Raw genomic sequence first — 22921 nt, 5'->3', positions numbered from 1 at the left:
CAAGCGTCCTAGCTTAGGCCACGGACGACCGGAATGTCTAACTCGCGGATCTTCTTGCGCAGGGTGTTGCGGTTGAGGCCGAGCAGCTCGGCCGCCCGGATCTGGTTGCCGCGGGTGGCGGCCAGGCTCAGCGTGATCAGCGGCCGCTCGACCTCGCGCAGCACCCGGTCGTACAGGCCGCTGGCCGGCAGGCTGCCGGCATGGGCGGCGAAATAGTCGCGCAGATGGCGCTCGACCGCGGCCGACAGCCCCTCCCCGGCCGGCTCCACGCCGGGCTCGGCGATCCCGGCCTGCGGCAGGGCGTCGCTGAGCTCGGCCTCGACCACGTCGATGCCGATCGTCTCCTGCGAATAGAGCGCGCAGAGCCGCCGGGCCAGGTTCTCCAGCTCGCGGACATTGCCGGGCCAGCGGTGCCGCGTCAGCCGCTCCATCGCCCGCTTGTCGAGCGCCTTCTCGCTCATCCCCTCGGCGGCGGCGCGGCGCATGAAGTGGCTGACCAGGGCCGGGATGTCCTCCGACCGCTCGCGCAGCGGCGGCAGCCGGATCGGCACGACGTTGAGGCGGTAGAACAGGTCCTCGCGGAACAGCCCCTGCCGCACCATGGTGCGCAGGTCGCGGTGGGTGGCGGCGACGATGCGGACATCGGCCCGGATCGGGGTGCGGCCGCCGACCGTGGTGTATTCGCCCTCCTGCAGCACCCGCAGCAGCCGGGTCTGCGCCTCCATCGGCATGTCGCCGATCTCGTCCAGGAACAGCGTGCCGCCCTGCGCCTGCTCGAACCTGCCGGTGGAGCGCGACAGCGCGCCGGTGAAGGCGCCCTTCTCATGGCCGAACAGCTCGGATTCGATCAGGTCGCGCGGGATCGCCGCCATGTTGATGGCGACGAAGGGGCCGGAGCGGCGGCGGCCGTAATCGTGCAGCGCCCGGGCCACCAGCTCCTTGCCGGTGCCGCTCTCACCGGCGATCATTACGGTCAGGTCGGTCGCCATCAGCCGGGCCATCACCCGGTAGATCTCCTGCATCGCCGGCGACCGGCCGATCAGCGGCATCGCCTCCTCGCCGTCCTCGGGCTCCCGCCGCTCGGCCCCGCCCTGGCGCGGCAGGGTCAGGCCGCGCTCGACCACCCCGACCAGCTCCTTCAGGTCGAACGGCTTGGGCAGGTACTCGAAGGCGCCGCGCTCGGTCGCCTTGACCGCGGTCAGCAGGGTGTTCTGCGCGCTCATGACGATGACGCGCAGCTCCGGCCGCAGCTTCTTGATCCGCGGCAGCAGGTCCAGCCCGTTCTCGTCCGGCATCATCACATCGGTGATGATCAGGTCGCCGATGCCGTCCTGGATCCATTTGTACAGGGTCGAGGCGGTGCCGGTGCTGCGCACCTCGTGGCCGAGGCGCGACAGGGCCTGGGTCAGCACCATGCGGATGGCGCGATCGTCATCCGCGACCAGAATGGTCCCGCTGGTCATGCTTCGCTTCCGTTGTCTTCGCCGTGCGCCACCGGTTCGGCGTGGATCGGCAGGGAAATCTTGAACACCGTGCGGCGCGGCTCGCTCTCGAAGCCGATCAGCCCGCCATGGTCGCCGATGATCTTGGCCACCAGCGACAGGCCAAGGCCGGAGCCTTCCGCCTTGGTGGTGACGAAGGGGTCGAACAGATGGTCCTTCAGGTCGTCCGGGATGCCCGGGCCGTTGTCCTGGATCGCCACCATCAGCGGCAGGTTCAGCCGCTGGCTGGTGCCCTGCACCGCGATCGCCACGCCGCGCTGATAGGCGGTGGTCAGGACGATCTCGCCGTCTTCCGCCACCGCCTCGACCGCGTTCTTGATCAGGTTCAGGAAGACCTGGACAAGCTGGTCAAAGTGCCCCGACACCGGCGGCAGCGACGGGTCGTAGCGCTCGATGAAGCGGACATGGCGGCCGAAGCCGGTCTGCGCCACCCGGCGCGCCCGCTCCAGCACCTCGTGGATGTTGACCGGGTCGCGGTTCAGCGGGCTGGGGTCGGAGAAGGCGTCCATGCGGTCGACCAGCCGGACGATGCGGTCGGTCTCCTCGCAGATCAGCCGGGTCAGCGCCCGGTCCTCGTCGCCGACCGTCTGCTCCAGCAGTTGGGCGGCGCCGCGGATGCCGGAGAGCGGGTTCTTGATCTCATGCGCCAGCATCGCGGCCATGGCGGTCATCGACCGGGCGGCATGGCGGCGGTTCAGCTGGGTGTCGATCCGCCGCGCCACCGATTCCTCGAACAGGCTGAGCACGGCGAGATCCGGCGGGTCGACCAGCGGCGCGACCGTCACCGAGACGGTGCGGCGTCCGATCCGCGGGCTTTCCAGCAGCATGCCGTAATCGCCGACGCTGCGGTCCTGCTGGATCGCCTGCTCGATCAGGGCGAAGAGCGGGCTGTCGCCCGGCACGAAGCCGGTCAGGTCCTGGCCCAGCAGGGCGGATTCGCTGGCGTCGAGCAGTTGCTGCGCGGCCAGGTTGACGAAGCGGATCACCCGGTCGCGGCCGACCGCCAGCACCGCCACCGGCAGCGAGGCCAGAAGCGCGAAGGGATCCGGTTGCGGCTCGGCCGCGGCGGCAGGAATGGGTTTCAGGTTCGGCATGTGCGGCGAGAAGGTTACAAATGTCAGATCAACCCATCGCCTAAATTTTGTCCAATGAAACTTTTGCCTAACCAATGAGCAGAAATGACATCCGCCCCCCTAGTCTGAGGGGGAAGAAGTTCCTTGCGACGCGCGCTACATGAGAGCCGGCCGAAGGTCGGGGACGGGCATTGACGCTTTCTCTGCCGGAAGTACGGCCGCGATTGGAGCATGATGTCATCGAGCTTGCGGGCCGGTGGCAAGTATGGAGCAGAATCCTATGAACTCGATGATCGGGACGATCGGTCGCATCGCCGTGCTGGCGTTCGCGCTGGCCGCCGCGGTGGCGGCGCCGGCCTTCGCCGCCGACGTCCCGGGGGCGAAGGACTATCCGGGGATCAAGCGCTTCGACGGTTCGTCGATCGTGGTCTACAAGACCCAGAAATTCACCCACTACACCCTGCCGCTCGGCCCCGCCGACGACGTCGACTCCGACAACAAGCCGGTGTTCGCCGCCTCGAAGCAGGCCAGCGGCGCCCTGACCCGCCTCAGCTATACGGTTCCGGCCGGCATTTCCTCCGACGACGTGTTCGAGAACTACCAGAACGAGCTGGCGGCCAAAGGCTACACGGTGCTGTTCAAGGCCGATGGCGGCGCGATCGGCCGGCGCCAGGACGCCATCTTCGACGGGATCGGGACCCAGCTGTTCGGCTACAGCCCGGAGGCGGCGCATCTCCTGACCGCCGAGCTGAGCAAGGACGGCGCCACCGTCAGCATCGCCCTCTACGTCACCGAATTCGAGGACGGCTACACGCCGCAGGTCGAGGTCGAGAAGGGCCAGGCCATCGTCCAGCTCGACGTCATCGAATCCGGCACGCTGCAGGACAAGATGGTGACGGTGACGGCCGCCGAGATCGGGAGGGGTCTGTCGGCGCAGGGGCACATCGCGCTCTACGGCATCTATTTCGACTTCGCCAAGTCCGAGCTGAAGCCGGAATCCAAGCCGGCGCTGGACCAGGTGGCGCAGTTCCTGAAGGACGACCCGGCGCTGAAGATCCATGTCGTCGGCCACACCGACAATGTCGGCGGCACGGAGACCAACATGACCCTGTCGCGGGCCCGCGCCGCGGCGGTGGTGGCGGCGCTGGTGAAGCAGTACGGCGTGGCCGCCGGCCGGCTGAACCCGGCGGGCGTCGGCCCGCTGGCGCCAGTGGCGCCGAACGACAGCGACGAGGACCGGGCCAAGAACCGCCGGGTCGAGCTGATCCCGCAGTAGAGCCCGCCTTCCGCTTGTCTCATCCAAGGCGCCGCCCTATCGTGCGGCGCCTTTCGTCCAGGAGACCGAGCGGATCATGCCACGCCACGCCGCCGTCATCGTCGCCGCCGGAACCGGCGAGCGGTTCGGCGGTTCCCTGCCCAAGCAGTACCGCCCGCTGGCCGGCAGCTCGGTGCTGCGCCGGTCGGTCGAGGCGTTCCGCGCCACCGGCCGGTTCGACGACATCGTCGTGGTGATCCGCGATGAGCACCGGCCGCTCTACGAGGCCGCCACCGCCGGGCTCGGCCTGCCCGAGCCGGTCATCGGCGGTGCCACCCGGCAGGACAGCGTCCGCGCGGCCTTGGAGTGGCTGGCGCCGCGGGCGCCGGATCTCGTCCTGGTGCATGATGCGGCGCGGCCGCTGGTCGACCGGGCGACGATCGACCGCGTGCTCCACGCCCTGGCCACCGTCGAGGCGGCGATCGCCGCGGTGCCGGTGGTCGACACGATCAAGCGGGCCGATTCCGGCATCGCCGCCGGCACGGTCGACCGCAGCGGGCTGTGGCAGGCGCAGACGCCGCAGGGCTTCCGCTTCCCGGCCCTGCTGGCCGCCCACCGCGCCGCCGCCGGCGAGGCGCTGACCGATGACGCCGCGGTGGCGGAGCGCCAGGGCATCGCCGTGCGCCTGGTCGAAGGCCATGTCGACAACTTCAAGATCACCACGGAGGCGGACCTGACCCGCGCGGAACGACTGCTCGGCGGCGCCGTCGACATCCGGACCGGCACCGGCTTCGACGTGCACCGCCTGATCACCGGCGACGCGGTCATCCTGTGCGGCATCCGCATCCCCCACGCCGCCAAGCTGGAGGGCCATTCCGACGCCGATGTCGGGCTGCACGCCCTGACCGACGCGCTGCTCGGCGCCATCGGCGCCGGCGACATCGGCCAGCACTTCCCGCCCTCGGACGAACGCTGGCGCGGCGCCGATTCCGCCGCCTTCCTGGCCCATGCCGCCGATCTGGTGCGGGCCCGCGGCACCATCCTCAATGTCGATGTGACGCTGCTGTGCGAGCGGCCGAAGATCGGCCCGCACCGCGCCGCCATGGTGGCGCGGATCGCCGAGATCCTGGGCATCGACGCCGAGCGGGTCAGCGTCAAGGCGACCACGACCGAGCGGCTCGGCTTCACCGGCCGCGAGGAGGGCATCGCCGCCCAGGCCTCGGCGAGCGTGCGGATCGAGCGCTGATGCCGTCGTTCCGGCCGCTCCCGCCCGGCTGCACCTTCTGGCAGCCCTCGACGCTGCTGGCGACGGTGGGCGGGATCGGGCTGATCCGGGTGGCCTCCGGCACCTGGGGCTCGCTGGCCGCCCTGCCCCTCGCCTGGCTGCTGTGGCGGCTCGGCGGGCCAGTGGCGGTGGCGATCGCGGGGGTTGTCATCGGTCTGGCCGGAGTCTGGGCGGCCGGCGCGGTCTGCCGCGGCGGCGAGGCGGATTCGAGCGCGATCGTGATCGACGAGGTGGCCGGCCAGCTGCTGGCCCTGGCCCCGGTCGCCGGGGTGCCGTGGCTCTACCCCCTCGCCTTCGGCCTGTTCCGGCTGCTCGACATCGCCAAGCCCTGGCCGATCTCCTGGCTCGACCGCGAGCTCGGCGGCGGCTGGGGCGTGATGATGGACGACATCGCCGCCGGCGCGGCCACGGCCGCGGTCTGCGCGGCGGTGCTGGCGGGAGGGCTGGCATGATCGACGATGCGGACCTCGCCTTGGCCACGCAGGTGCTGGAGTCCTGCCGGGCCCGCGGGCTGACGCTGGCGACGGCGGAAAGCTGCACCGGCGGGCTGGTGGCGGCGGCGCTGACCGCGATCGCCGGCTCCTCCGACGTGGTCGAGCGCGGCTTCGTCACCTATTCCAACGCGGCCAAGGCCGAGCTGCTGGGCGTGCCGACGCAGCTGATCGCCGCCAAGGGCGCGGTCAGCGCCGAGGTCGCGGCGGCGATGGCCGCGGGGGCGCTGATCCGAGCCCGGGTCGGCCTGGTCGTGGCCGTGACCGGCATCGCCGGGCCGGGCGGCGCCACCCCCGGCAAGCCGGTCGGGCTGGTGCATTTCGGCCTCGCCCGGCAAGGCGCCGCGACGCGCACGGAAAAGCGCGTCTTCGCCGGCGACCGGGCCGCGGTCCGGGCCCAGGCGCTGCGGCTGGCGCTGGAGCTGCTGCTGGCCGGCGCGCAAGCTGCGAAAACCGCATCCCCCCGCGCCGGCTGACGAATGTTGCGGGCCATCGGCCCTGCCACCGATCCCTGGATTAGCCGCCATCCGAGGCGGCATTTTCGTCTCTGGAATTTGCAGCAATGCTGCTTTTGCTGTATTTTACAGCATCACAGGAGATCGCTGCCATGTCGTCCTACTCCACCAGTGACCTCTCGCGCAGGTCAGGCGACATCATCGCCGAAGCCCTGCGGCACCCGGTCATGATCACTCAGCGGAACAAGCCCCGGCTGGTCCTTATGGCGATCGAGGATTTCGAGCGCCTGACCCGCCGGGCGGAAGACCCGCGCCAGGTCTATGTCTCGGGCAAGGAACCCGCCGATGTTCGCGCGGAGCTTCTTGCGGCCCTGGACGACATCATCGACGGCAAGCGTGATGGCGACGCCTAGGACCGGGCAACTTATCTGGTATCCGTACCTTTGGGCCCGGCAGCAGGCAGCCGGCGAGACCGAGGGGCGAAAGGATCGCCCCTGTTGCATGCTGCTGCCGGTACAGAAGGCCGGATCGAAGGAAACCGTTCTCTACCTGCTGGCCGTCAGCACGGTTGCGCCGACCGATCGCGACGGTGCGATCGAGGTGCCTGAGATCGAGTGCCGAAGGGGCGGACTTTCAGAATGGAAAGCCCGTTGCTGGGTCTGCGTAAACGAGTACAACCGCGACGTGGCCGAGCGCTCGTTCTACCTCGACCCCGCCGCCGATCCGATCGGGGCTTTCAGCGCCTCGTTCGTGAACAAGATCGCCGTCGCATTCAAGGCGGCTGTGCTGGCCAACGCCTCCGCTACCGTCGATCGTCAGGACTGATCCAGCGGAGCGGCCGGCTCCGGACCGGATCTCCGGCGCGCAAACTGCGAAAACCGCATCCCCCCACGCCGGCTGACGCGGGTTGCCGGCCGGCGGGGCGCACCGCATCATGGCCGGCGAGACTCACACGAAAGTATCGTGCCAGTGCGTCTGACTCCGGCCCCGAGCTTCTGGCCCTTTATCGCCTTCGGCGCCCTGCTCCTGTTCGCTTTTCCGGCTTCCGCGGCCTCCGGCTTCGAGAGCACGCGCTGCGTCTTCGCCGTGCCGCGCGGCGAGCGGGCGACCTGCGGCTTCGTCGCCGTGCCGACGCATCGCGAAGGCGCGCGCGGCCGCAGCCTCCGCCTCTATGTCGCGGTGCTGCACAGCCAGGCCCCGTCGCCGCTGCCGGATCCGGTGATCTTCCTCAATGGCGGCCCTGGCGACGCCGCCTTCGGCGACGATGCCGACACCTGGTGGCAGATCAGCCGGCCGATCCGCGAGGCGCGCGACTTCATCGTCTTCGACCAGCGCGGCGTCGGCCAGTCGCGCCCGAACCTGGACTGCCCGGAGCTCGACCGCATCGCCGAGCGGAACTGGAAGCCGGGGATGGGCCGGGCCGAGGTGCTGGCGCTGGAGCGGCCGGCGGCGGTGCGCTGCCATGACCGCCTGACCCGGTCCGGCATCGACCTGTCGGCCTACACCACCGCCGAGGCCGCGGCCGATGTCGACGACATCGCCGCCGCGCTGAACTACGAGAGCTACAACCTGATCGGCGTGTCCTACGGCAGCCGGGTGGCGCTGGCGGTGATGCGCGACTTCCCCGACCGGGTGCGCAGCACCGTGCTGGACAGCGTCTACCCGCCGGGGATCTTCGACCTCGACACCCAGCCGGCGCTGATCGCCCGCGTATTCCGCCGGCTGTTCGGCGAGTGCAACTCCGGCCCCGATTGCGACGCCCAATACCCGCTGCTGGAGGCCCGCTTCGACGGCATGCTGGCGCAGCTGCGGTCCCAGCCGGAGACGATCCGCCAGGGCCGGCGCAGCATCCGGGTCGATGACGGCATCTTGCTCGACGCGCTCTACGCCACCTTCTACGACCCGGCCGTCCTGCCCGACCTGCCGGAGCTGATCGACAAGGTGGCGCGCGGCGACCTGAGCGCCCTCGTCCCCTGGATCGGGCCGGTGTTCAGCGGCGGGCCGAACCGGTCCGACGGGCTGGCGTTGAGCGTCGCCTGCAGCGAGAGCTGGCCCTTCGCCACCCGCGACACGCTGGCGGCGTCGGTCGCCGCTTCCGAGCCCTATGGCGGCAACGCCGCCTATGCGCTGGAGTGGCAGGTCTGCGATTCCTGGCATGTGCCGCCGATCTCGGCGGTCGATGCGGTGGCGGTGTCGAGCACCACCCCGGCCCTGCTGCTGACCGGCAGCTTCGACCCGATCACGCCGCCGGAATACGCCTATATCGCGGCGCGGACCCTGACCAACGGCCGGGTGATCGAGTTCCGGGCCGGCAGCCATTCCATCCTGAGCACGGAGAGCTGCGCGCCGGAGCTGGTGGCCCGCTTCATCGACATGCCGGCGGCGCCGCTCGATGCACTCTGCGCCGACCGCACCCTGGCGCCGCGCTTCACCACGGCCGGCCTGGATCAGCCCTCGGCGGCCGCCGCGGGCACCGAGGCGCGCTCGCCGTAGAGCGCCCGCGCCCGCGTCTCGAAGGCGCCGACCATGCGGCGGAAGGCCTCGTGGAACACCGCCCCGATCACCGTCTGCAGCACCCGCGACCGGAATTCGAAATCGACATGGAAGTCGATCTCGCAGCCATTCGGATGCGGCAGGAAGCGCCAGCAATTGGTCAGCCGCTTCATCGGCCCGTCGACATAGGCGACGTCGATCTGCCGCCCGGGGGTCAGCGTGACCCGGCTGGTGTAGCGCTCGCGGATCATCTTGAAGCCGATGACCAGGTCGGCCGTCAGCACATTGCCCTCGCGCTTGCGGATGCGCGCGGCCAGGCACCAGGGCAGGAAGCTCGGATAGGCCTCGATATCCGCCACCAGCTCATAGAGCTGCTGCGGGGTGAAGGGCAGGACGCGGCGTTCGGTGTGTGACGGCATGATGGACCCGCGGGACGGCTCGACGACCTAGATTAGACCGTCGGCGGCGTCCCGCCAGTGCGACCTTCAGGCGCCCTGCGCCAGGGCGACCAGGTCGATGGATCCGGAGGCCGCGGCCAGCTTGGCCAGGCGGGCGGCCTTCAGCTTCTCGAAATCGGCGCCGGCGTGATAGGAGGACCGGGTCAGCGGCGAGGCCGAGATCATCAGGAAGCCCTTGCCCCGCCCGATCCGCTCGTGGGTCTGGAACTCCTCCGGCGTGACGAAGCGGTCCAGCCTGGCATGCTTGGTCGTCGGCTGCAGGTACTGGCCGATGGTCATGAAGTCGACATCGGCGGCGCGCAGGTCGTCCATCACCTGTCCGACCTCCTCCGCCGTCTCGCCCAGGCCGACCATGATGCCGGATTTGGTGAAGATGGTCGGGTCCAGCTCCTTCACCCGCGACAGCAGCTGCAGCGAGGTGAAGTAGCGGGCGCCGGGCCGGATCGACGGGTACAGCCGGGGCGCGGTCTCGAGGTTGTGGTTGAAGACATCCGGGCGCGCTTCGACAACGATTTCAACGGCTCCCGGCTTGTTCTTGAAGTCGGGAGTGAGGATCTCGATGGTCGTGTCCGGCGCCGCGGCGCGGACCGCGCGGATGGTCTCGGCGAAATGCCGGGCGCCGCCGTCGTCGAGGTCGTCGCGGTCGACCGAGGTGATGACGATGTGGCTCAGCCCCAGCCGGCCGGCGGCCTCGGCCACGTGCTGCGGCTCATGCGGGTCGAGCTGGTCGGGCCGGCCGGTGGCGATGTTGCAGAAGGCGCAGGCCCGGGTGCAGACCGAGCCCAGGATCATCACCGTGGCATGGCCCTTGGCCCAGCATTCGCCGATATTGGGGCAGGCCGCCTCCTCGCACACCGTGTTCAGCTTGAGGTCCCGCATCAGCCTGCGGGTCTGGTTGTACTCGGCCGAGACCGGCGCCTTGACCCGGATCCAGGCGGGCTTACGCTGGATCGGATTGTCCGGGCGGTTGGCCTTTTCGGGGTGGCGGAGATGGGGCTCTACAGCGGACATGGTCCGTCCTTGAGGTGTCCTGGGCGGGTTGCGGCCGGGCCTCGGCGGCGCCTCACCCAAAGATGGGGGAGCGCCGCCGGAAGCCAAGCTCGCTTTGCTCAATAGTGGATTGCGCGGCCGTAGGCGTCCAGGACGCTCTCATGCATCATCTCGCTGAGCGTCGGGTGCGCGAAGATGGTGTGCATCAGCTCCGCCTCCGTCGACTCCGCCGTCTTGGCGACGACATAGCCCTGGATCAGCTCGGTGACCTCGGCGCCGATCATATGGGCGCCCAGCAGCTCCCCGGTCTTGGCGTCGAACACGGTCTTGATCATGCCCTCCGGCTCGCCCATCGCGATCGCCTTGCCGTTGCCGATATAGGGGAAGCGGCCGACCTTGACCTCGTAGCCGGCGGCCTTGGCCTTGGCTTCGGTCAGCCCGACCGAGGCGACCTGCGGCATGCAGTAGGTGCAGCCCGGGATGTTGGTCACATCGATCGGGTGCGGATGCTGGCCGGCGATCTTCTCGACGCAGATCACGCCCTCATGGCTGGCCTTGTGCGCCAGCCAGGGGGCGCCGGCGACGTCGCCGATGGCGTAGACGCCGGGCTCGTCGGTCTCCAGATAGGGGCCGACCACGATGTGGCCGCGGTCGACCTTCACCTTGGTGTTCTCCAGGCCGATGTTCTCGACATTGCCGTCGATGCCGATCGCCAGGATCACCCGGTCAGTGGTGATCTTCTCGGTCTTGCCGCCGACCTCGATGGTGGCGGTGACATTGTCGGCGCCCTTCTCCAGCTTCTGGGTCTTGGCGCCGACCAGGATGCGCATGCCCTGCTTCTCGAACTGCTTCTTGGCGAAGGCCGAGATCTCCTCGTCCTCCACCGGCAGCACGCGGTCGAGCATCTCGACCACGGTCACCTCGGCGCCCATGTTGCGGTAGAAGCTGGCGAATTCGATGCCGATGGCGCCCGAGCCGATGACCAGCAGCGACTTCGGCATGGTCGGCGGGACCATCGCCTCCTTGTAGCTCCAGATCAGCTTGCCGTCGGCCTCAAGCCCCGGCAGGTTCCGCGCCCGCGCGCCGGTGGCGATGATGATGTGCTTGGCCGCCAGCGTCTCCTTGCCGCCGGCCTTCAGCGACACCTCGACCTTGCCGCCGCCGAGCAGCTTCGCGGCGCCGTCGAACACCGGCACCTTGTTCTTCTTCAGCAGGTGCTTGACGCCGCCGGACAGCTGCGACGCGACCTTGCGCGACCGATCAACCACTTTCTTAAGATCGAAGCTGATGTCTTTGGCTGAAAAGCCATATTGGTCGAGATGTTTCAGCAGATGCGAGATCTCGGACGACCGCAGCAGCGCCTTGGTCGGGATGCAGCCCCAGTTCAGGCAGATGCCGCCCAGATGCTCGCGCTCGACCAGCGCGGTCTTCAGCCCCAACTGGGCGGCGCGGATCGCGGCGACATAGCCGCCCGGGCCGCCGCCGATCACCAGGACGTCGAAGCTGGTATCAGCCACTGTGGTGTCTCCTTGCTGCCACCCGCATCCCGGCGGAGGCGATCACGGGGTCGCCGGTCGGGGGCCGGGTCGGGCCCGGCCCCCGCGACCGGTCAAAGCATCATGCTCAGCGGAGCTTCCACCAGCGCGCGCAAGGCGGCCAGGTACTCGGCCCCGACCGCGCCGTCGACGGCGCGATGGTCGACCGACAGCGTGCAGCTCATCACCGTGGCGATGGCGAGCGCGCCGTCCTTGACCACCGGCCGCTGGGTGCCGGCGCCGACCGCCAGGATGCAGGATTGCGGCGGGTTGATGATCGCCGCGAAATCCTTGACCCCGAACATGCCCAGATTGGAGATCGAGAAGGTGCCGCCCTGGTACTCCTCAGGCTTCAGCTTGCCGTCGCGGGCGCGGGCCGCCAGGTCCTTCATCTCGCCCGAGATCGTGCCCAGGCCCTTGCGGTCGGCGTCCTTGATGATCGGGGTGATCAGGCCGCCCGGGGTCGCCACCGCGACCGAGACGTCGACCCGCTCATACTGGATCATCGCCTCGTCGGTCCAGGAGGCGTTGGCCGCCGGGACCTTGCGCAGCGCCAGCGCCGCCGCCTTGATGATCAGGTCGTTGACCGACAGCTTGACGTCGCCGCGGTCGTTCAGCTCCTTGCGCAGCTTCAGCAGCGCGTCGAGCTCGATGTCGACCGTCAGGTAGAAATGCGGGACGGTCTGCTTCGACTCCAGGAGCCGGCGCGCCACCGTCTTGCGCATGTTGCTGTGCTTCTGCTCGCTGTACGGGATGCCGAAGGCATCGGCGAGCTGCTTGGCGTTCGGGCCACCGGCGGCCGCCGGCTTCGCGGCCGGGGCGGCGGCGGGCGCAGGCTTCACCGCCTCGGGCGCCGCGGCGGCCGGCTTGGCCGCGGGGGCGCCGCCGGCCAGCGCCGCGTCGATGTCCGCCTTGACCACGCGGCCATGCGGGCCGCTGCCCTTCAGCGCCGCCAGGTCGACCCCGGCCTGCTGCGCCATGCGGCGGGCCAGCGGGCTGGCGAAGACGCGGCTGTCGTCATGGCCGTTGGTCGCCGGCTTGGCGGCCGGGGCGGGCTGCGCCGCCGGCGCTTCCGCCTTCGGCTCGGCCGGAGCCTCCGCCTTGGGCTCGGGCTTCGCGGCAGGCGCGCCGCCCTTCAGCGCGCCGGCATCCTCGCCCTCCTCCAGGAGGATGGCGATGACCTCGTTGACCGGCACGTTCTCGGTGCCTTCCGGCACCACGATCTTGCCGATGGTGCCTTCGTCGACCGCCTCGACCTCCATGGTCGCCTTGTCGGTCTCGATCTCGGCGATCACGTCGCCGGACTTGACCTTGTCGCCTTCCTTCTTGTGCCAGGTGGCGAGCGTGCCCTCGGTCATCGTGGGCGACAGCGCCGGCATCAGAATGTTGATCGTCATCGATCCCTCCCCTGTCCGGCGCCTAGCGGTAGCAGGCGGCCTTGGCCGCCTCGACGATGTGCGATGCCTGCGGCAGCGCGAGGTGCTCGAGATTGGCCGCGTAGGGCAGCGGCACGTCGACCGAGCAGACGCGCCCGACCGGGGCGTCGAGATAGTCGAAGGCATGCTCCATCATCAGCGCCGCCAGCTCCGATCCCATGCCGGCGAAGGGCCAGCTCTCCTCCGCCGAGACCAGCCGGTTGGTCTTCTTGACCGAGTTGACGATGGTCTCGACGTCGAGCGGCCGGATGCTGCGCAGGTCGATCACCTCGGCGTCGATGCCTTCCGCGGCCAGGGTCTCGGCCGCCTCCAGCGCCTTGCCGACCATGATCGAATAGGTGGCGATGGTGATGTCCTTGCCCGGGCGCACGATCTTGGCGCGGCCGATCGGGACGATGAACTCGGGATCCTCCGGCACGTCGAAGCTCTGGCCGTAGAGCATCTCGTTCTCGAGGAAGATCACCGGGTTCGGGTCGCGGATCGCCGATTTCAGCAGGCCCTTGGCATCCGCCGCCGACCAGGGCGACACCACCTTCATGCCCGGGCAATGGGCATACCAGCTGGCATAGTCCTGGCTGTGCTGGGCGCCGACGCGCGACGCCGCGCCGTTCGGGCCGCGGAACACGATCGGGCTGCCCATCTGGCCGCCGGACATGTACAGCGTCTTCGACGCCGAATTGATGATCTGGTCGATCGCCTGCATGGCGAAGTTGAAGGTCATGAACTCGACGATCGGCCGCAGCCCGGCATAGGCGGCGCCGACGCCGAGGCCGGTGAAGCCGTGCTCGGTGATCGGGGTGTCGATCACCCGCTTGGCGCCGAACTCCTCGAGCAGGCCCTGGCTGACCTTGTAGGCGCCCTGGTACTCGGCGACCTCCTCGCCGATCAGGAACACGGTCGGGTCGCGCCGCATCTCCTCGGCCATGGCGTCGCGCAGCGCCTCGCGCACGGTGATGCGCCTGGTCTTGGTGAAGTACTTGTCCTCGTCGGTCGCGGGCGGCGCCTTGCTCGCCGGCGGCGCGGCCGGGGCGGCGGGCGCCCGGGCCTCGGATTTCGGCGCCTCGGCCGCCGGGGCGGCCTTGCCGTTGGCCTGGCCGATGTCGCCGGCGCTCTCGCCGTCGCCGAGCAGGATGGCGATCGGGGTGTTCACGGCCACGGCCTCGGTGCCCTCGGGCACCAGGATCTTGCCGATGGTGCCTTCGTCGACCGCCTCGACCTCCATGGTCGCCTTGTCGGTCTCGATCTCAGCGATCACGTCACCCGACTTCACCGCGTCACCCTCGCGCTTCAGCCACTTCGCGAGCGTGCCCTCGGTCATGGTCGGCGACAGCGCCGGCATCAGGATTTCGGTGGGCATTGGGGAATTCTCCGGCAGCCGGCGGCGCCCGTCGCGGCGCGCGCCGGGGCGTGATGACTCAGGCTTCGATCAGGACGTCGGTGTAGAGCTCCGACGGATCGGGCTCCGGGCTCTGCTGCGCGAATTCCGCCGCATCGTTGACGATGCCCCGGATCTCCTTGTCGATCGCCTTGAAGTCGTCCTCGCTGACGCCGCCGATCGCGTCGATCTTCTTGCGCACCAGATCGATCGGGTCGTGCGTCTCGCGCATCTTCGCCACCTCCTCCTTGCTCCGGTACTTGGCCGGATCGGACATGGAGTGGCCGCGATAGCGGTAGGTCATCATCTCGAGGATCGTCGGCCCCTCGCCGGCCCGGGCGCGCTCCAGCGCCTCGGCCGCGGCGGCCTTGACCGACAGCACGTCCATGCCGTCGACCTGGACGCCGGGGATGCCGTAGGCCTGGCCGCGCAGATGCAGGTCGGCATTGGCCGAGGCCCGCTGCACCGAAGTGCCCATGCCGTATTTGTTGTTCTCGATCACGTAGATGACCGGGAGCTTCCAGAGAGCCGCCATGTTGAAGCTCTCATAGACCTGGCCCTGGTTCGAAGCGCCGTCGCCGAAATAGGTGATCGAGGCGCCGCCATCCTCCTTGTAGCGATGGGCGAAGCCGAGACCGGTGCCGAGCGACACCTGGGCGCCGACGATGCCGTGGCCGCCGAAGAATTTCTTCTCGCGGCTGAACATGTGCATCGAGCCGCCCTTGCCCTTGGAGTAGCCGCCGCGGCGTCCGGTCAGCTCCGCCATCACGCCGCGCGGGTCCATGCCGCAGGCCAGCATGTGGCCGTGGTCGCGATAGCCGGTGATGACGTCGTCGGCGGGCGTTTGGGCCGCCTGCATGCCGACCACCACGGCCTCCTGGCCGATATAGAGGTGGCAGAAGCCGCCGATCAGCCCCATGCCGTACAGCTGTCCCGCCTTCTCCTCGAAGCGGCGGATCAAAAGCATATCCTTGTAATAGCGCAGCAACTCGTCCTTGCCGGCGGCGACGGGAGCCACGGCTCCCGACGTCTTCTCCTGGGCAGGACGACGTTTCGTGGCGGCCAATGGATCCTCCCTGGTCGGATAGCATCGGGTTAGTAGGCGCGCATAGTTTTGTCGCCTGGCCCAGTGCTACCCCGCACGGACGGAATTTGCAAGAAGCAGGTCCGCGGCCGCGCCGCCATCGGCGCAAGGCAGACGCGCGGGTTTACTGGGCCGGCGCCGGGGCCGGTGCGGTCTTGGGAAAGAAAATGACGACGTCGTCGGGCCTGGCGACATTCAGCATCGCCCGGGCCCGTTCGTCCAGCATGTCGAGATCGACCTGCTTCGGGTCGATCAGCGCAGCGCGCTTTTCCATCTCCGTGCGCTGCGCCGTCAGCTCGTCCAGCGTCGACTTGGCCTGGGCGACCTCGCCCTGCAGCGCGTCGCGGGCGAAGATGCCGTGGTCGCCCTGGATCGCATGGTAGCTGAAATAGGCGATCAGGCAGACGCCGACCACCGGCCCGATGATCGGCCGCAGTTTCCGCCGGAGATAGCGAAACATGCTCATGGCTTCAGATCACCATAGGTCGGGGTCGGCGTCAATTGATAGCCCTAGCGCCGGCGCAGCACCGACCGGCCGGCATAACTGGCGGCGCGGCCCAGCTGCTCCTCGATCCGGATCAGCTGGTTGTACTTGGCCAGCCGGTCGGAGCGGCTGAGCGAGCCGGTCTTGATCTGCCCGCAATTGGTGGCGACGGCGAGGTCGGCGATGGTCGCGTCCTCGGTCTCGCCCGAGCGGTGCGACATCACCGCGGTGTAGCCTGCCTTGTGGGCCATCTCCACCGCCTGCAGGGTCTCGGTCAGGGTGCCGATCTGGTTGACCTTGACCAGGATCGAGTTGCCGATGCCGCGGGCGATGCCCTGGGACAGGCGTTCGGGGTTGGTCACGAACAGGTCGTCGCCGACCAGCTGGACCCGGCCGCCGAGGGCGCTGGTGATCGCGGCCCAGCCGTCCCAGTCGTCCTCGGCCATGCCGTCCTCGATCGACACGATCGGGTAGCGCTTCACCAGCGCCTCGTAATAGGCGACGAGGCCGGCGCTATCGAGGGTCTTGCCCTCGCCTTCCAGGGCGTAGCGGCCGTCCCTGTAGAACTCGGTCGAGGCGGCATCGAGCCCCAGCACCACGTCATCGCCCGGCTTGTAGCCGGCGGCCTCGATCGCCTGGACGATGAAGCTCAGCGCCTCGTCGGCCGAGCTGAGATTCGGCGCGAAGCCGCCCTCGTCGCCGACATTGGTGTTGTGGCCGGCATCCTTCAGCTTCTTGCGCAGGGCGTGGAACACCTCCGACCCGGTGCGCACCGCCTCGGCCAGGGTCGGCGCGCCGACCGGCAGGATCATGAACTCCTGGATGTCGATCGGGTTGTCAGCATGGGCGCCGCCATTGATGATGTTCATCAGCGGCACCGGCAGGGTGCTGGCATAGGCGCCGCCGACGTAGCGGTACAGCGGCAGGCCGGCATCCTCGGCCGCGGCGCGGGCCACGGCCAGGCTGACGCCGAGGATGGCGTTGGCGCCGATCCGGCCCTTGTTCGGGGTGCCGTCCAACTCGATCATGGTGCGGTCGAGCGCGATCTGGTCCTCGGCGTCCAGCCCGGCCAGGGCGTCGAACAACTCGCCGTTCACGGCGTCGACCGCCTTGGTCACGCCCTTGCCGCCATAGACCGACTTGTCGCCGTCGCGCAGCTCGACCGCCTCATGGGCGCCGGTCGAGGCGCCGGACGGCACGGCGGCGCGGCCGAAGGCGCCCGATTCGAGGGTGACGTCGACCTCGACGGTCGGGTTGCCCCGGCTGTCGAGGATCTGGCGGGCGTGGATGTCGACGATCGCGGTCATAGGGCAGCCTCTCGCTTGCGCAGGAGTGGTCGGGCGGGAATCGGCGCGGCCAGACTGTGCCGCGGACCGGAAAATGCAAGGATTTTCACCTCTGCGCGTAGGGCAAACCTCACATCCGCCGATTGTGGCGCTGCCATGTTGAAACTGCGTCAATTTGGGGAGTAGCCTCGCGACAAAAGTACGCAACTCAGGGTACCGAAATGCGGCTTCTCTCTCATATGCTGTCACGCTTCGTGCAGGCGGGGCACCTGCGGGTGACCGACGCCGGCGGTGTCGTCCACGATTTCGCGGGCGAGCAGCCCGGCCCCTTCGCCGCGGTCCGCCTGCACGACCCCGGACTGCCGCGCAAGCTGTTCACGGCCCCGGCGCTGTCGGTCGGCGAAGCCTATATGGACGGCACGCTGACGCTGGAGGACGGGACCACGCTGCGCGACCTGTTCTCCCTGTACGGCCATAACTTCCAGGCGCTGGACGGCTATCCGCTGCAGGCGCTCTTGAATTCGGTCGGCCGCCGGCTGCGCCGGCTGCAGCAGCACAACCCGGTCGGCAAGGCGCAGGAGCACGTCCACCACCACTACGACCTGTCGCGCGAGCTGTTCGAGCTCTTCCTCGACGACGACATGCAGTATTCCTGCGGCTATTTCGGCGACGGGGTCGGCACGATCGAGGACGCCCAGACCGCCAAGAAGCGGCACATCGCCGCCAAGCTGCTGCTCGACGACGCCAAGAACGTGCTCGACATCGGCAGCGGCTGGGGCGGCATGGCGATGACGCTGGCCGAGCTGGCACCGGTCGAGGTGACCGGCGTGACCCTGTCGGTCGAGCAGCAGAAGCTGGCCGAGGAGCGCGCCCGCCAGCGCGGCCTGGGCAACCGGGTGAAGTTCGAGCTGCGCGACTACCGCGAGCTCGACCAGCGCTTCGACCGGATCGTCTCGGTCGGCATGTTCGAGCATGTCGGCGCCGCCTACTACGACGAGTATTTCGGCAAGGTGCGCGACCTGCTGGCCGATGACGGCGTCATGCTGCTGCACTCGATCGGGCGGATGACCCCGCCGGGCAACACCGGGCCATGGCTGCGCAAATACATCTTCCCGGGCGGCTATGTGCCGGCGCTGTCGGAGGTGCTGGCCGCGGTCGAGCGCCAGGGCCTGTGGGTCACCGACATCGAGATCCTGCGGGTGCACTACGCCGACACACTGGCGGCCTGGAACGAACGGTTCCAGCAGCAGCGTGAGCGCATCGCCAAGCTCTACGACGAGCGCTTCTGCCGGATGTGGGAGTTCTACCTGCTGGGCTGCGAGAACGAGTTCCGGATGGGCACCTGCATGGTGTTCCAGATGCAGCTGGCCCGGAAGCGCGACGCCGCCCCCCTCACCCGCGACTACATCACCGACACCGAACGCCGCTACGCCACGATGGCCGCGGCGGCGGAGTAGTGAATGGGAAGCGACACTCGTAGGCTGGGTTCGCGGCCGCGAACCCAGCATCCATCATGTGGCATAAAATGCGTTGGGTTCGCCGAGGCGAACCCAACGCTCTCGCCGGCCCTGCTCAGCCGCATCATCCGATGGAGCCAAGCATTATGAAGGCCGGCATAGAGAGCAGACGATTTCGAGTTGAAGCGACGTTCGAACCGCATCCAAGCGGATCGTGGGGCTCCTCTTTAGTCAAGATCTTCGACGGCCCCGATCAGATCGGCGAATACAACCGAAATCACCCAGGATGGGCCAAAACAACATTTGAGCCGTTTGAGCTAGGCTCAGAATGGTATGCTTTGTATTCGCGAGATTACACATCCACCCGAGTGATGAAGCTGCCCGACTGTACCGATCTTGGCGGGGAGGAGCCGGCCCCAGGAGGCTTCTGCCCGGTCGAATTCTATGTCCCACGATACAAGAAAGTCGTTTGCAAAGACCCGACTGGTCGAGAGAGGGAAGACTGGTGGTTCGAGACCGATGCAGAAGGGCATTCGGGACAGGAGGCGGATCAATATGGCTATCACCGGACGTTCGGCCCCTGGCTGTCGCTGACCACCGGTTTCGTCGCCGGATGCGTGTGGGGTGACGACAGCAGCTGGAAGCTGGAGGTGATCGACCTGTCACGGGCCGCCGAGGGCGTCATTTCCCGATCAGATCGGTTTGGCCACGTTCAGCTCGCGCACGGCGTGTCCTTGGCCGATTCCATCCGGCTTGACCGGCATGTGCCGGATTGGGAATTGCGCGCGACGATTATCCGGCAGGAGCGTCGTGACGTCGCCACCGGCTACCTGATCGATCCCTATGACGAGTAGCGGAGTCTGCGCCTCCCTATGAGAGGCGCAGAACTGGTGCTCACGATGGGGCCGAGCGCCTCAGAGTACCGGCCGCCGCATGCAGCGCGAATCACCGATCTTCGGATGTTGGGTTCGAAGGCGAACCCGTCCTACAGGACGATCCGGCAGGCCCTCATTCAGCCGGACGACCGAATTTTGCCAACACGCGCGCCACATCGGTGTCGCTGGCGAAATCGCCGGCATCGGCCTGCGCAAGACCCGCCTCGATCTCGGCCCGCTGCCGAGCCTGCAAGACCACATATTCCCGGATCGCCTGAGCGGCGACGTCGTCCGGCGATCGGTCCAGTCTCTCGGCCAGCCGGTCGAGGGCGTTTGCCGTGTCGTCGTCGAGGCACACGGTAACGACGGACATGTGCTCAGATCCGGACCGGGTCGGCCTTGGCGATGCGGTCGAGGGCGACCAGGGTGGTCAGCAGCGCCTCGAGCTTGTTGATCGGCACCATGTTGGGGCCGTCGCTCGGGGCGTGGTCCGGGTCCTGGTGGGTCTCGATGAACACGGCGGCGACGCCGATCGAGACCGCGGCCCGGGCCAGCACCGGCACGAATTCGCGCTGGCCGCCCGAGGTGGCGCCCTGCCCGCCCGGCTGCTGCACCGAATGGGTGGCGTCGAACACCACCGGATAGCCGGTCTGCGCCAGGATCGGCAGCGAGCGCATGTCGCTGACCAGGGTGTTGTAGCCGAAGCTGACGCCGCGCTCGGTCAGCAGCACCTTGTCGTTACCGGTCGAGGCGATCTTGGCGGCGACGTTCTTCATGTCCCAGGGCGCGAGGAACTGGCCCTTCTTGACATTGATCGCCCGGCCGGTGGCGCCGGCGGCCAGCAGCAGGTCGGTCTGCCGGCACAGGAAGGCCGGGATCTGCAGGATGTCGACCGCCTCGGCCACCGGCGCGCATTGCGCCGGATCGTGGATGTCGGTCAGCACCGGGCAGCCGAATTTCTCACGGATCTCGGCCATGATCGGCAGGCTCTTGTCCATGCCGAGGCCGCGGGCGGCCGAGCCGGAGGTGCGGTTCGCCTTGTCGAAGGACGATTTGTAGACCAGGCCGAGGCCGAGCCGGCCGGTGATCTCGACCAGCGCCTGGCTCATCTCCAGCGCGTGCTCGCGGCTTTCCAGCTGGCACGGGCCGGCGATGATGGTCAGCGGGCGGTCGTTGGCGAAAGTGACGTTGCCGACGGTGACGGCACGGGCAGCGGTCATGGTCATGGTCCTCAGACGAGCCGGCTCTGCTCGATCGCGGCGCGGATGAAGTCGGTGAACAGCGGATGCGGGTCGAACGGCTTCGACTTCAGCTCCGGATGGTACTGCACGCCGATGAACCAGGGATGGTCCGGCAGCTCCACGATCTCCGGCAGCACGCCGTCCGGCGACAGGCCGGAGAAGAACAGCCCGGCCTGCTCCAGCCGCTCGCGGTAGTTGATGTTGACCTCGTAGCGGTGGCGGTGCCGCTCGCTGATCTCGGTCGCGCCGTAGATCTCCTGCACCCGGCTGCCGGGCACAAGGGCGGCCGGATAGGCGCCGAGGCGCATGGTGCCGCCGAGGTCGCCGTCGTTGCGGCGGGTCTCCAGCGCGTTGCCGCGGGTCCATTCGGTCATCAGGCCGACCACGGGCTCGTTGGTCGGGCCGAACTCGGTCGAATTCGCCGCCGGCAGCCCGGCCATGTGGCGCGCCGCCTCGATCACCGCCATCTGCATGCCGAAGCAGATGCCGAAATACGGCACCTTGCGCTCGCGCGCGAACTGGGCGGCGCGGATCTTGCCCTCGGCCCCGCGCTCACCGAAGCCGCCCGGCACCAGGATGCCGTGGACATGCTCGAGATGGCTGACCGCGTCCTCCGATTCGAAGATCTGCGAATCCATCCAGTCGAGCTTGACCTTGACGTTGTTGGCGATGCCGCCATGGGTCAGGGCCTCGGCCAGGCTCTTGTAGCTGTCGATCAGCGAGGTGTACTTGCCGACCACGCCGATCGTGACCTCGCCCTCCGGCGCGCGCACGCGCTGGACGATGTTGGACCAGCGCGACAGGTCCGGCGCCTTCGGCTGATCGAGGCCGAAATAGGACAGGACCTGATCGTCGAAGCCTTCCTCGTGGTACGAGATCGGCACGCTGTAGATGGTGTCGACGTCGAGGGCGGCGATCACCCGCTCCGGCCGGATGTTGCAGAACAGCGCGATCTTGCGCCGCTCATTGGCCGGGATCGGCCGGTCGGCGCGGCACAGCAGCATCGCCGGCTGGATCCCGACCGACAGCAGCTCCTTCACCGAATGCTGGGTCGGCTTGGTCTTCAGCTCGCCTGCCGCCGGGATGTAGGGCAGCAGCGTGACGTGCAGGAACAGCGCGTTCTGCGGCTCGACCTCGTTGCCGAACTGGCGGATCGCCTCGAGGAACGGCAGGCTCTCGATGTCGCCGACCGTGCCGCCGACCTCGCAGATGATGAAGTCCTCGTCGGTGACGTCCGACCGGATGAATTCCTTGATCGCGTCGGTGATGTGCGGGATCACCTGCACCGTGGCGCCGAGATAGTCGCCGCGGCGCTCGCGCGCGATCACGCCCGAATAGATCTTGCCGGTGGTGACGTTGTCGCTCTTGCGGGCCGACACGCCGGTGAAGCGCTCGTAATGGCCCAGATCCAGGTCGGTCTCGGCCCCGTCATCGGTGACGAAGACCTCGCCGTGCTGGGTCGGGCTCATCGTGCCCGGGTCGACGTTGAGATAGGGGTCCAGCTTCCGGAGCCGGACCTTGAAGCCCCGCGCCTGAAGAAGTGCCCCGAGTGCTGCTGCGCCCAGTCCCTTGCCAAGCGAGGAGACCACGCCGCCGGTAATGAAGATGTACCGCGTCATGGAATTCAACCCTACCCCAGATTCGTCCAGCCAAAAACAGCGAGGCGGCCCAAACCGGGGCCGCCCCGAACATGACAGTCATGCCGACGGGTTATTCCGTCGTCGGAACCGACGGCCCGGCCGGCGCGGTGCTGGCCGGCGCGCTCTGCGCCGGCGCCGCCGGCACCTCGTTGACGATCGCCGAGCCGGCACGGTGGGCACCGGCCATGATCGCCAGGACGATGCTGGTCACCATGAAGGCGCCCGCCAGGCCGGCGGTGACCCGGGTCAGCAGGTTGGCCTGGCCGCGGATCGAGACCAGCCCGCCGCCGCCACCGCCGCCGATGCCCAGGCCACCGCCCTCGCTGCGCTGGATCAGGATCACCCCGATCAGGGCCACGGCAATCAGTACGTGGACGACGAGCAAGACCTGCTGCACTGGACACCTGTCGACAAACGAAAACGGCCGGCTGCGCCCGGCAGCCGGCGATGGCGCTTATGTAGCGAAGACCAGCCCCCAATACCAGCCCCTCGCTGCGCCCGCGCAT

The 22921-nt window shown here is 68.6% G+C and carries 23 protein-coding genes; 9 read left to right on the top strand and 14 right to left on the bottom strand.

Features of this window, described 5'->3' with window-relative positions:
- Window positions 1–8 precede the first annotated feature (8 nt).
- Together ntrC and ACTOWL_RS08545 are read right to left on the bottom strand one after the other, a co-directional pair.
- On the bottom strand, window positions 9–1463 hold the full coding sequence (ntrC, locus tag ACTOWL_RS08550) for a nitrogen regulation protein NR(I) (protein WP_441320786.1): 1455 nt from the start codon (window positions 1461–1463) through the stop codon (window positions 9–11).
- A complete protein-coding gene (locus ACTOWL_RS08545) occupies window positions 1460–2596 on the bottom strand; it encodes a two-component system sensor histidine kinase NtrB (protein WP_441320785.1) in 1137 nt (378 codons plus the stop codon). Before ACTOWL_RS08545 ends, ntrC begins: the two co-directional genes overlap by 4 nt.
- A gap of 259 nt (window positions 2597–2855) precedes the next feature.
- On the opposite strand from ACTOWL_RS08545, the gene ACTOWL_RS08540 reads away from it, so the two are divergent.
- From ACTOWL_RS08540 to ACTOWL_RS08510, 7 genes are all read left to right on the top strand, one after another.
- Window positions 2856–3851 carry an OmpA family protein gene (locus tag ACTOWL_RS08540; protein WP_441320784.1) on the top strand — a complete coding sequence of 332 codons (996 nt, stop codon included), beginning with the start codon at window positions 2856–2858 and terminating at the stop codon, window positions 3849–3851.
- A 76-nt stretch (window positions 3852–3927) separates the two neighbouring features.
- A complete protein-coding gene (locus ACTOWL_RS08535) occupies window positions 3928–5076 on the top strand; it encodes a bifunctional 2-C-methyl-D-erythritol 4-phosphate cytidylyltransferase/2-C-methyl-D-erythritol 2,4-cyclodiphosphate synthase (protein WP_441320783.1) in 1149 nt (382 codons plus the stop codon).
- Entirely contained in the window at window positions 5076–5567 is a 492-nt protein-coding gene (locus ACTOWL_RS08530) for a phosphatidylglycerophosphatase A family protein (RefSeq protein WP_441320782.1), read from the top strand. Before ACTOWL_RS08535 ends, ACTOWL_RS08530 begins: the two co-directional genes overlap by 1 nt.
- Complete coding sequence (locus ACTOWL_RS08525) at window positions 5564–6082, top strand: CinA family protein (RefSeq protein ID WP_441320781.1); 519 nt, start codon at window positions 5564–5566, stop codon at window positions 6080–6082. Before ACTOWL_RS08530 ends, ACTOWL_RS08525 begins: the two co-directional genes overlap by 4 nt.
- A 131-nt stretch (window positions 6083–6213) precedes the next feature.
- Window positions 6214–6474 carry a type II toxin-antitoxin system prevent-host-death family antitoxin gene (locus ACTOWL_RS08520; RefSeq protein WP_441320780.1) on the top strand — a complete coding sequence of 87 codons (261 nt, stop codon included), beginning with the start codon at window positions 6214–6216 and terminating at the stop codon, window positions 6472–6474.
- An 88-nt stretch (window positions 6475–6562) separates the two neighbouring features.
- Window positions 6563–6886, top strand: a complete 324-nt coding sequence (locus tag ACTOWL_RS08515) for a hypothetical protein (RefSeq protein WP_441320779.1) — start codon at window positions 6563–6565, stop codon at window positions 6884–6886.
- Between the two features lie 138 nt (window positions 6887–7024).
- A complete protein-coding gene (locus ACTOWL_RS08510) occupies window positions 7025–8554 on the top strand; it encodes an alpha/beta hydrolase (protein ID WP_441320778.1) in 1530 nt (509 codons plus the stop codon).
- Here the strand turns inward: ACTOWL_RS08510 and ACTOWL_RS08505 are convergent.
- The 8 genes from ACTOWL_RS08505 to eno form a co-directional block, all read right to left on the bottom strand.
- Complete coding sequence (locus tag ACTOWL_RS08505; protein ID WP_441320777.1) at window positions 8509–8973, bottom strand: type II toxin-antitoxin system RatA family toxin; 465 nt, start codon at window positions 8971–8973, stop codon at window positions 8509–8511. The two genes, ACTOWL_RS08510 and ACTOWL_RS08505, sit on opposite strands and share 46 nt — an antisense overlap.
- Window positions 8974–9039: 66 nt before the next feature.
- Window positions 9040–10023: a lipoyl synthase gene (gene lipA / locus ACTOWL_RS08500; RefSeq protein ID WP_441320776.1), complete on the bottom strand. Its 984-nt coding sequence runs from the start codon at window positions 10021–10023 to the stop codon at window positions 9040–9042.
- Window positions 10024–10121: 98 nt separating this feature from the next.
- On the bottom strand, window positions 10122–11519 hold the full coding sequence (gene lpdA / locus ACTOWL_RS08495) for a dihydrolipoyl dehydrogenase (RefSeq protein ID WP_441320775.1): 1398 nt from the start codon (window positions 11517–11519) through the stop codon (window positions 10122–10124).
- A 92-nt stretch (window positions 11520–11611) separates the two neighbouring features.
- Window positions 11612–12934: a pyruvate dehydrogenase complex dihydrolipoamide acetyltransferase gene (locus tag ACTOWL_RS08490; RefSeq protein ID WP_441320774.1), complete on the bottom strand. Its 1323-nt coding sequence runs from the start codon at window positions 12932–12934 to the stop codon at window positions 11612–11614.
- Between the two features lie 22 nt (window positions 12935–12956).
- Complete coding sequence (locus ACTOWL_RS08485; protein WP_441320773.1) at window positions 12957–14330, bottom strand: pyruvate dehydrogenase complex E1 component subunit beta; 1374 nt, start codon at window positions 14328–14330, stop codon at window positions 12957–12959.
- 58 nt (window positions 14331–14388) lie between these two features.
- Window positions 14389–15366, bottom strand: a complete 978-nt coding sequence (pdhA, locus tag ACTOWL_RS08480) for a pyruvate dehydrogenase (acetyl-transferring) E1 component subunit alpha (RefSeq protein ID WP_441320772.1) — start codon at window positions 15364–15366, stop codon at window positions 14389–14391.
- Window positions 15367–15556: 190 nt separating this feature from the next.
- Window positions 15557–15892 (bottom strand): FtsB family cell division protein, encoded by a 336-nt coding sequence (locus tag ACTOWL_RS08475; protein ID WP_342238504.1) that lies wholly within the window; start codon window positions 15890–15892, stop codon window positions 15557–15559.
- A gap of 50 nt (window positions 15893–15942) precedes the next feature.
- Window positions 15943–17223, bottom strand: a complete 1281-nt coding sequence (eno, locus tag ACTOWL_RS08470; protein WP_441320771.1) for a phosphopyruvate hydratase — start codon at window positions 17221–17223, stop codon at window positions 15943–15945.
- Between the two features lie 200 nt (window positions 17224–17423).
- Between eno and ACTOWL_RS08465 the strand changes: the two genes are divergently transcribed.
- Entirely contained in the window at window positions 17424–18659 is a 1236-nt protein-coding gene (locus tag ACTOWL_RS08465; protein WP_441320770.1) for a class I SAM-dependent methyltransferase, read from the top strand.
- 146 nt (window positions 18660–18805) lie between these two features.
- On the top strand, window positions 18806–19513 hold the full coding sequence (locus ACTOWL_RS08460) for a hypothetical protein (RefSeq protein ID WP_441320769.1): 708 nt from the start codon (window positions 18806–18808) through the stop codon (window positions 19511–19513).
- 154 nt (window positions 19514–19667) lie between these two features.
- On the opposite strand, the gene ACTOWL_RS08455 is transcribed toward ACTOWL_RS08460, so the two are convergent.
- The 4 genes from ACTOWL_RS08455 to secG all read right to left on the bottom strand — a co-directional run bounded on the left by ACTOWL_RS08455 (window position 19668) and on the right by secG (window position 22800).
- Window positions 19668–19907, bottom strand: coding sequence for a CopG family ribbon-helix-helix protein (locus tag ACTOWL_RS08455; RefSeq protein WP_441320768.1), 240 nt, complete (start codon window positions 19905–19907; stop codon window positions 19668–19670).
- A 4-nt stretch (window positions 19908–19911) separates the two neighbouring features.
- Window positions 19912–20754 (bottom strand): 3-deoxy-8-phosphooctulonate synthase, encoded by an 843-nt coding sequence (kdsA, locus tag ACTOWL_RS08450; RefSeq protein ID WP_441320767.1) that lies wholly within the window; start codon window positions 20752–20754, stop codon window positions 19912–19914.
- Between the two features lie 11 nt (window positions 20755–20765).
- Complete coding sequence (locus tag ACTOWL_RS08445; RefSeq protein WP_441320766.1) at window positions 20766–22394, bottom strand: CTP synthase; 1629 nt, start codon at window positions 22392–22394, stop codon at window positions 20766–20768.
- Between the two features lie 91 nt (window positions 22395–22485).
- A complete protein-coding gene (gene secG / locus ACTOWL_RS08440) occupies window positions 22486–22800 on the bottom strand; it encodes a preprotein translocase subunit SecG (RefSeq protein WP_441320765.1) in 315 nt (104 codons plus the stop codon).
- Window positions 22801–22921: the final 121 nt, after the last annotated feature.

This window comes from Inquilinus sp. CA228 (assembly GCF_052078665.1).
Taxonomy (GTDB): Bacteria; Pseudomonadota; Alphaproteobacteria; order DSM-16000; family Inquilinaceae; genus Inquilinus.
The sequence above is the reverse complement of the archived record's forward strand: the minus strand, read 5'-3'. Positions and strand labels throughout refer to the sequence as shown.

Excerpts from the sequence above, each read along its gene's own strand:
- ACTOWL_RS08530 (WP_441320782.1), top strand. The coding sequence starts at position 5,076 with ATGCCGTCGTTCCGGCCGCTCCCGCCCGGCTGCACCTTCTGGCAGCCC.
- ACTOWL_RS08465 (WP_441320770.1), top strand. The coding sequence starts at position 17,424 with ATGCGGCTTCTCTCTCATATGCTGTCACGCTTCGTGCAGGCGGGGCAC.
- ACTOWL_RS08445 (WP_441320766.1), bottom strand. The coding sequence starts at position 22,394 with ATGACGCGGTACATCTTCATTACCGGCGGCGTGGTCTCCTCGCTTGGC.
- ntrC (WP_441320786.1), bottom strand. The coding sequence starts at position 1,463 with ATGACCAGCGGGACCATTCTGGTCGCGGATGACGATCGCGCCATCCGC.
- ACTOWL_RS08540 (WP_441320784.1), top strand. The coding sequence starts at position 2,856 with ATGAACTCGATGATCGGGACGATCGGTCGCATCGCCGTGCTGGCGTTC.
- eno (WP_441320771.1), bottom strand. The coding sequence starts at position 17,223 with ATGACCGCGATCGTCGACATCCACGCCCGCCAGATCCTCGACAGCCGG.
- ACTOWL_RS08460 (WP_441320769.1), top strand. The coding sequence starts at position 18,806 with ATGAAGGCCGGCATAGAGAGCAGACGATTTCGAGTTGAAGCGACGTTC.
- lipA (WP_441320776.1), bottom strand. The coding sequence starts at position 10,023 with ATGTCCGCTGTAGAGCCCCATCTCCGCCACCCCGAAAAGGCCAACCGC.
- ACTOWL_RS08475 (WP_342238504.1), bottom strand. The coding sequence starts at position 15,892 with ATGTTTCGCTATCTCCGGCGGAAACTGCGGCCGATCATCGGGCCGGTG.
- ACTOWL_RS08490 (WP_441320774.1), bottom strand. The coding sequence starts at position 12,934 with ATGACGATCAACATTCTGATGCCGGCGCTGTCGCCCACGATGACCGAG.
- ACTOWL_RS08485 (WP_441320773.1), bottom strand. The coding sequence starts at position 14,330 with ATGCCCACCGAAATCCTGATGCCGGCGCTGTCGCCGACCATGACCGAG.
- ACTOWL_RS08455 (WP_441320768.1), bottom strand. The coding sequence starts at position 19,907 with ATGTCCGTCGTTACCGTGTGCCTCGACGACGACACGGCAAACGCCCTC.
- ACTOWL_RS08525 (WP_441320781.1), top strand. The coding sequence starts at position 5,564 with ATGATCGACGATGCGGACCTCGCCTTGGCCACGCAGGTGCTGGAGTCC.
- kdsA (WP_441320767.1), bottom strand. The coding sequence starts at position 20,754 with ATGACCGCTGCCCGTGCCGTCACCGTCGGCAACGTCACTTTCGCCAAC.
- ACTOWL_RS08545 (WP_441320785.1), bottom strand. The coding sequence starts at position 2,596 with ATGCCGAACCTGAAACCCATTCCTGCCGCCGCGGCCGAGCCGCAACCG.
- ACTOWL_RS08515 (WP_441320779.1), top strand. The coding sequence starts at position 6,563 with ATGCTGCTGCCGGTACAGAAGGCCGGATCGAAGGAAACCGTTCTCTAC.
- ACTOWL_RS08535 (WP_441320783.1), top strand. The coding sequence starts at position 3,928 with ATGCCACGCCACGCCGCCGTCATCGTCGCCGCCGGAACCGGCGAGCGG.
- ACTOWL_RS08505 (WP_441320777.1), bottom strand. The coding sequence starts at position 8,973 with ATGCCGTCACACACCGAACGCCGCGTCCTGCCCTTCACCCCGCAGCAG.
- ACTOWL_RS08520 (WP_441320780.1), top strand. The coding sequence starts at position 6,214 with ATGTCGTCCTACTCCACCAGTGACCTCTCGCGCAGGTCAGGCGACATC.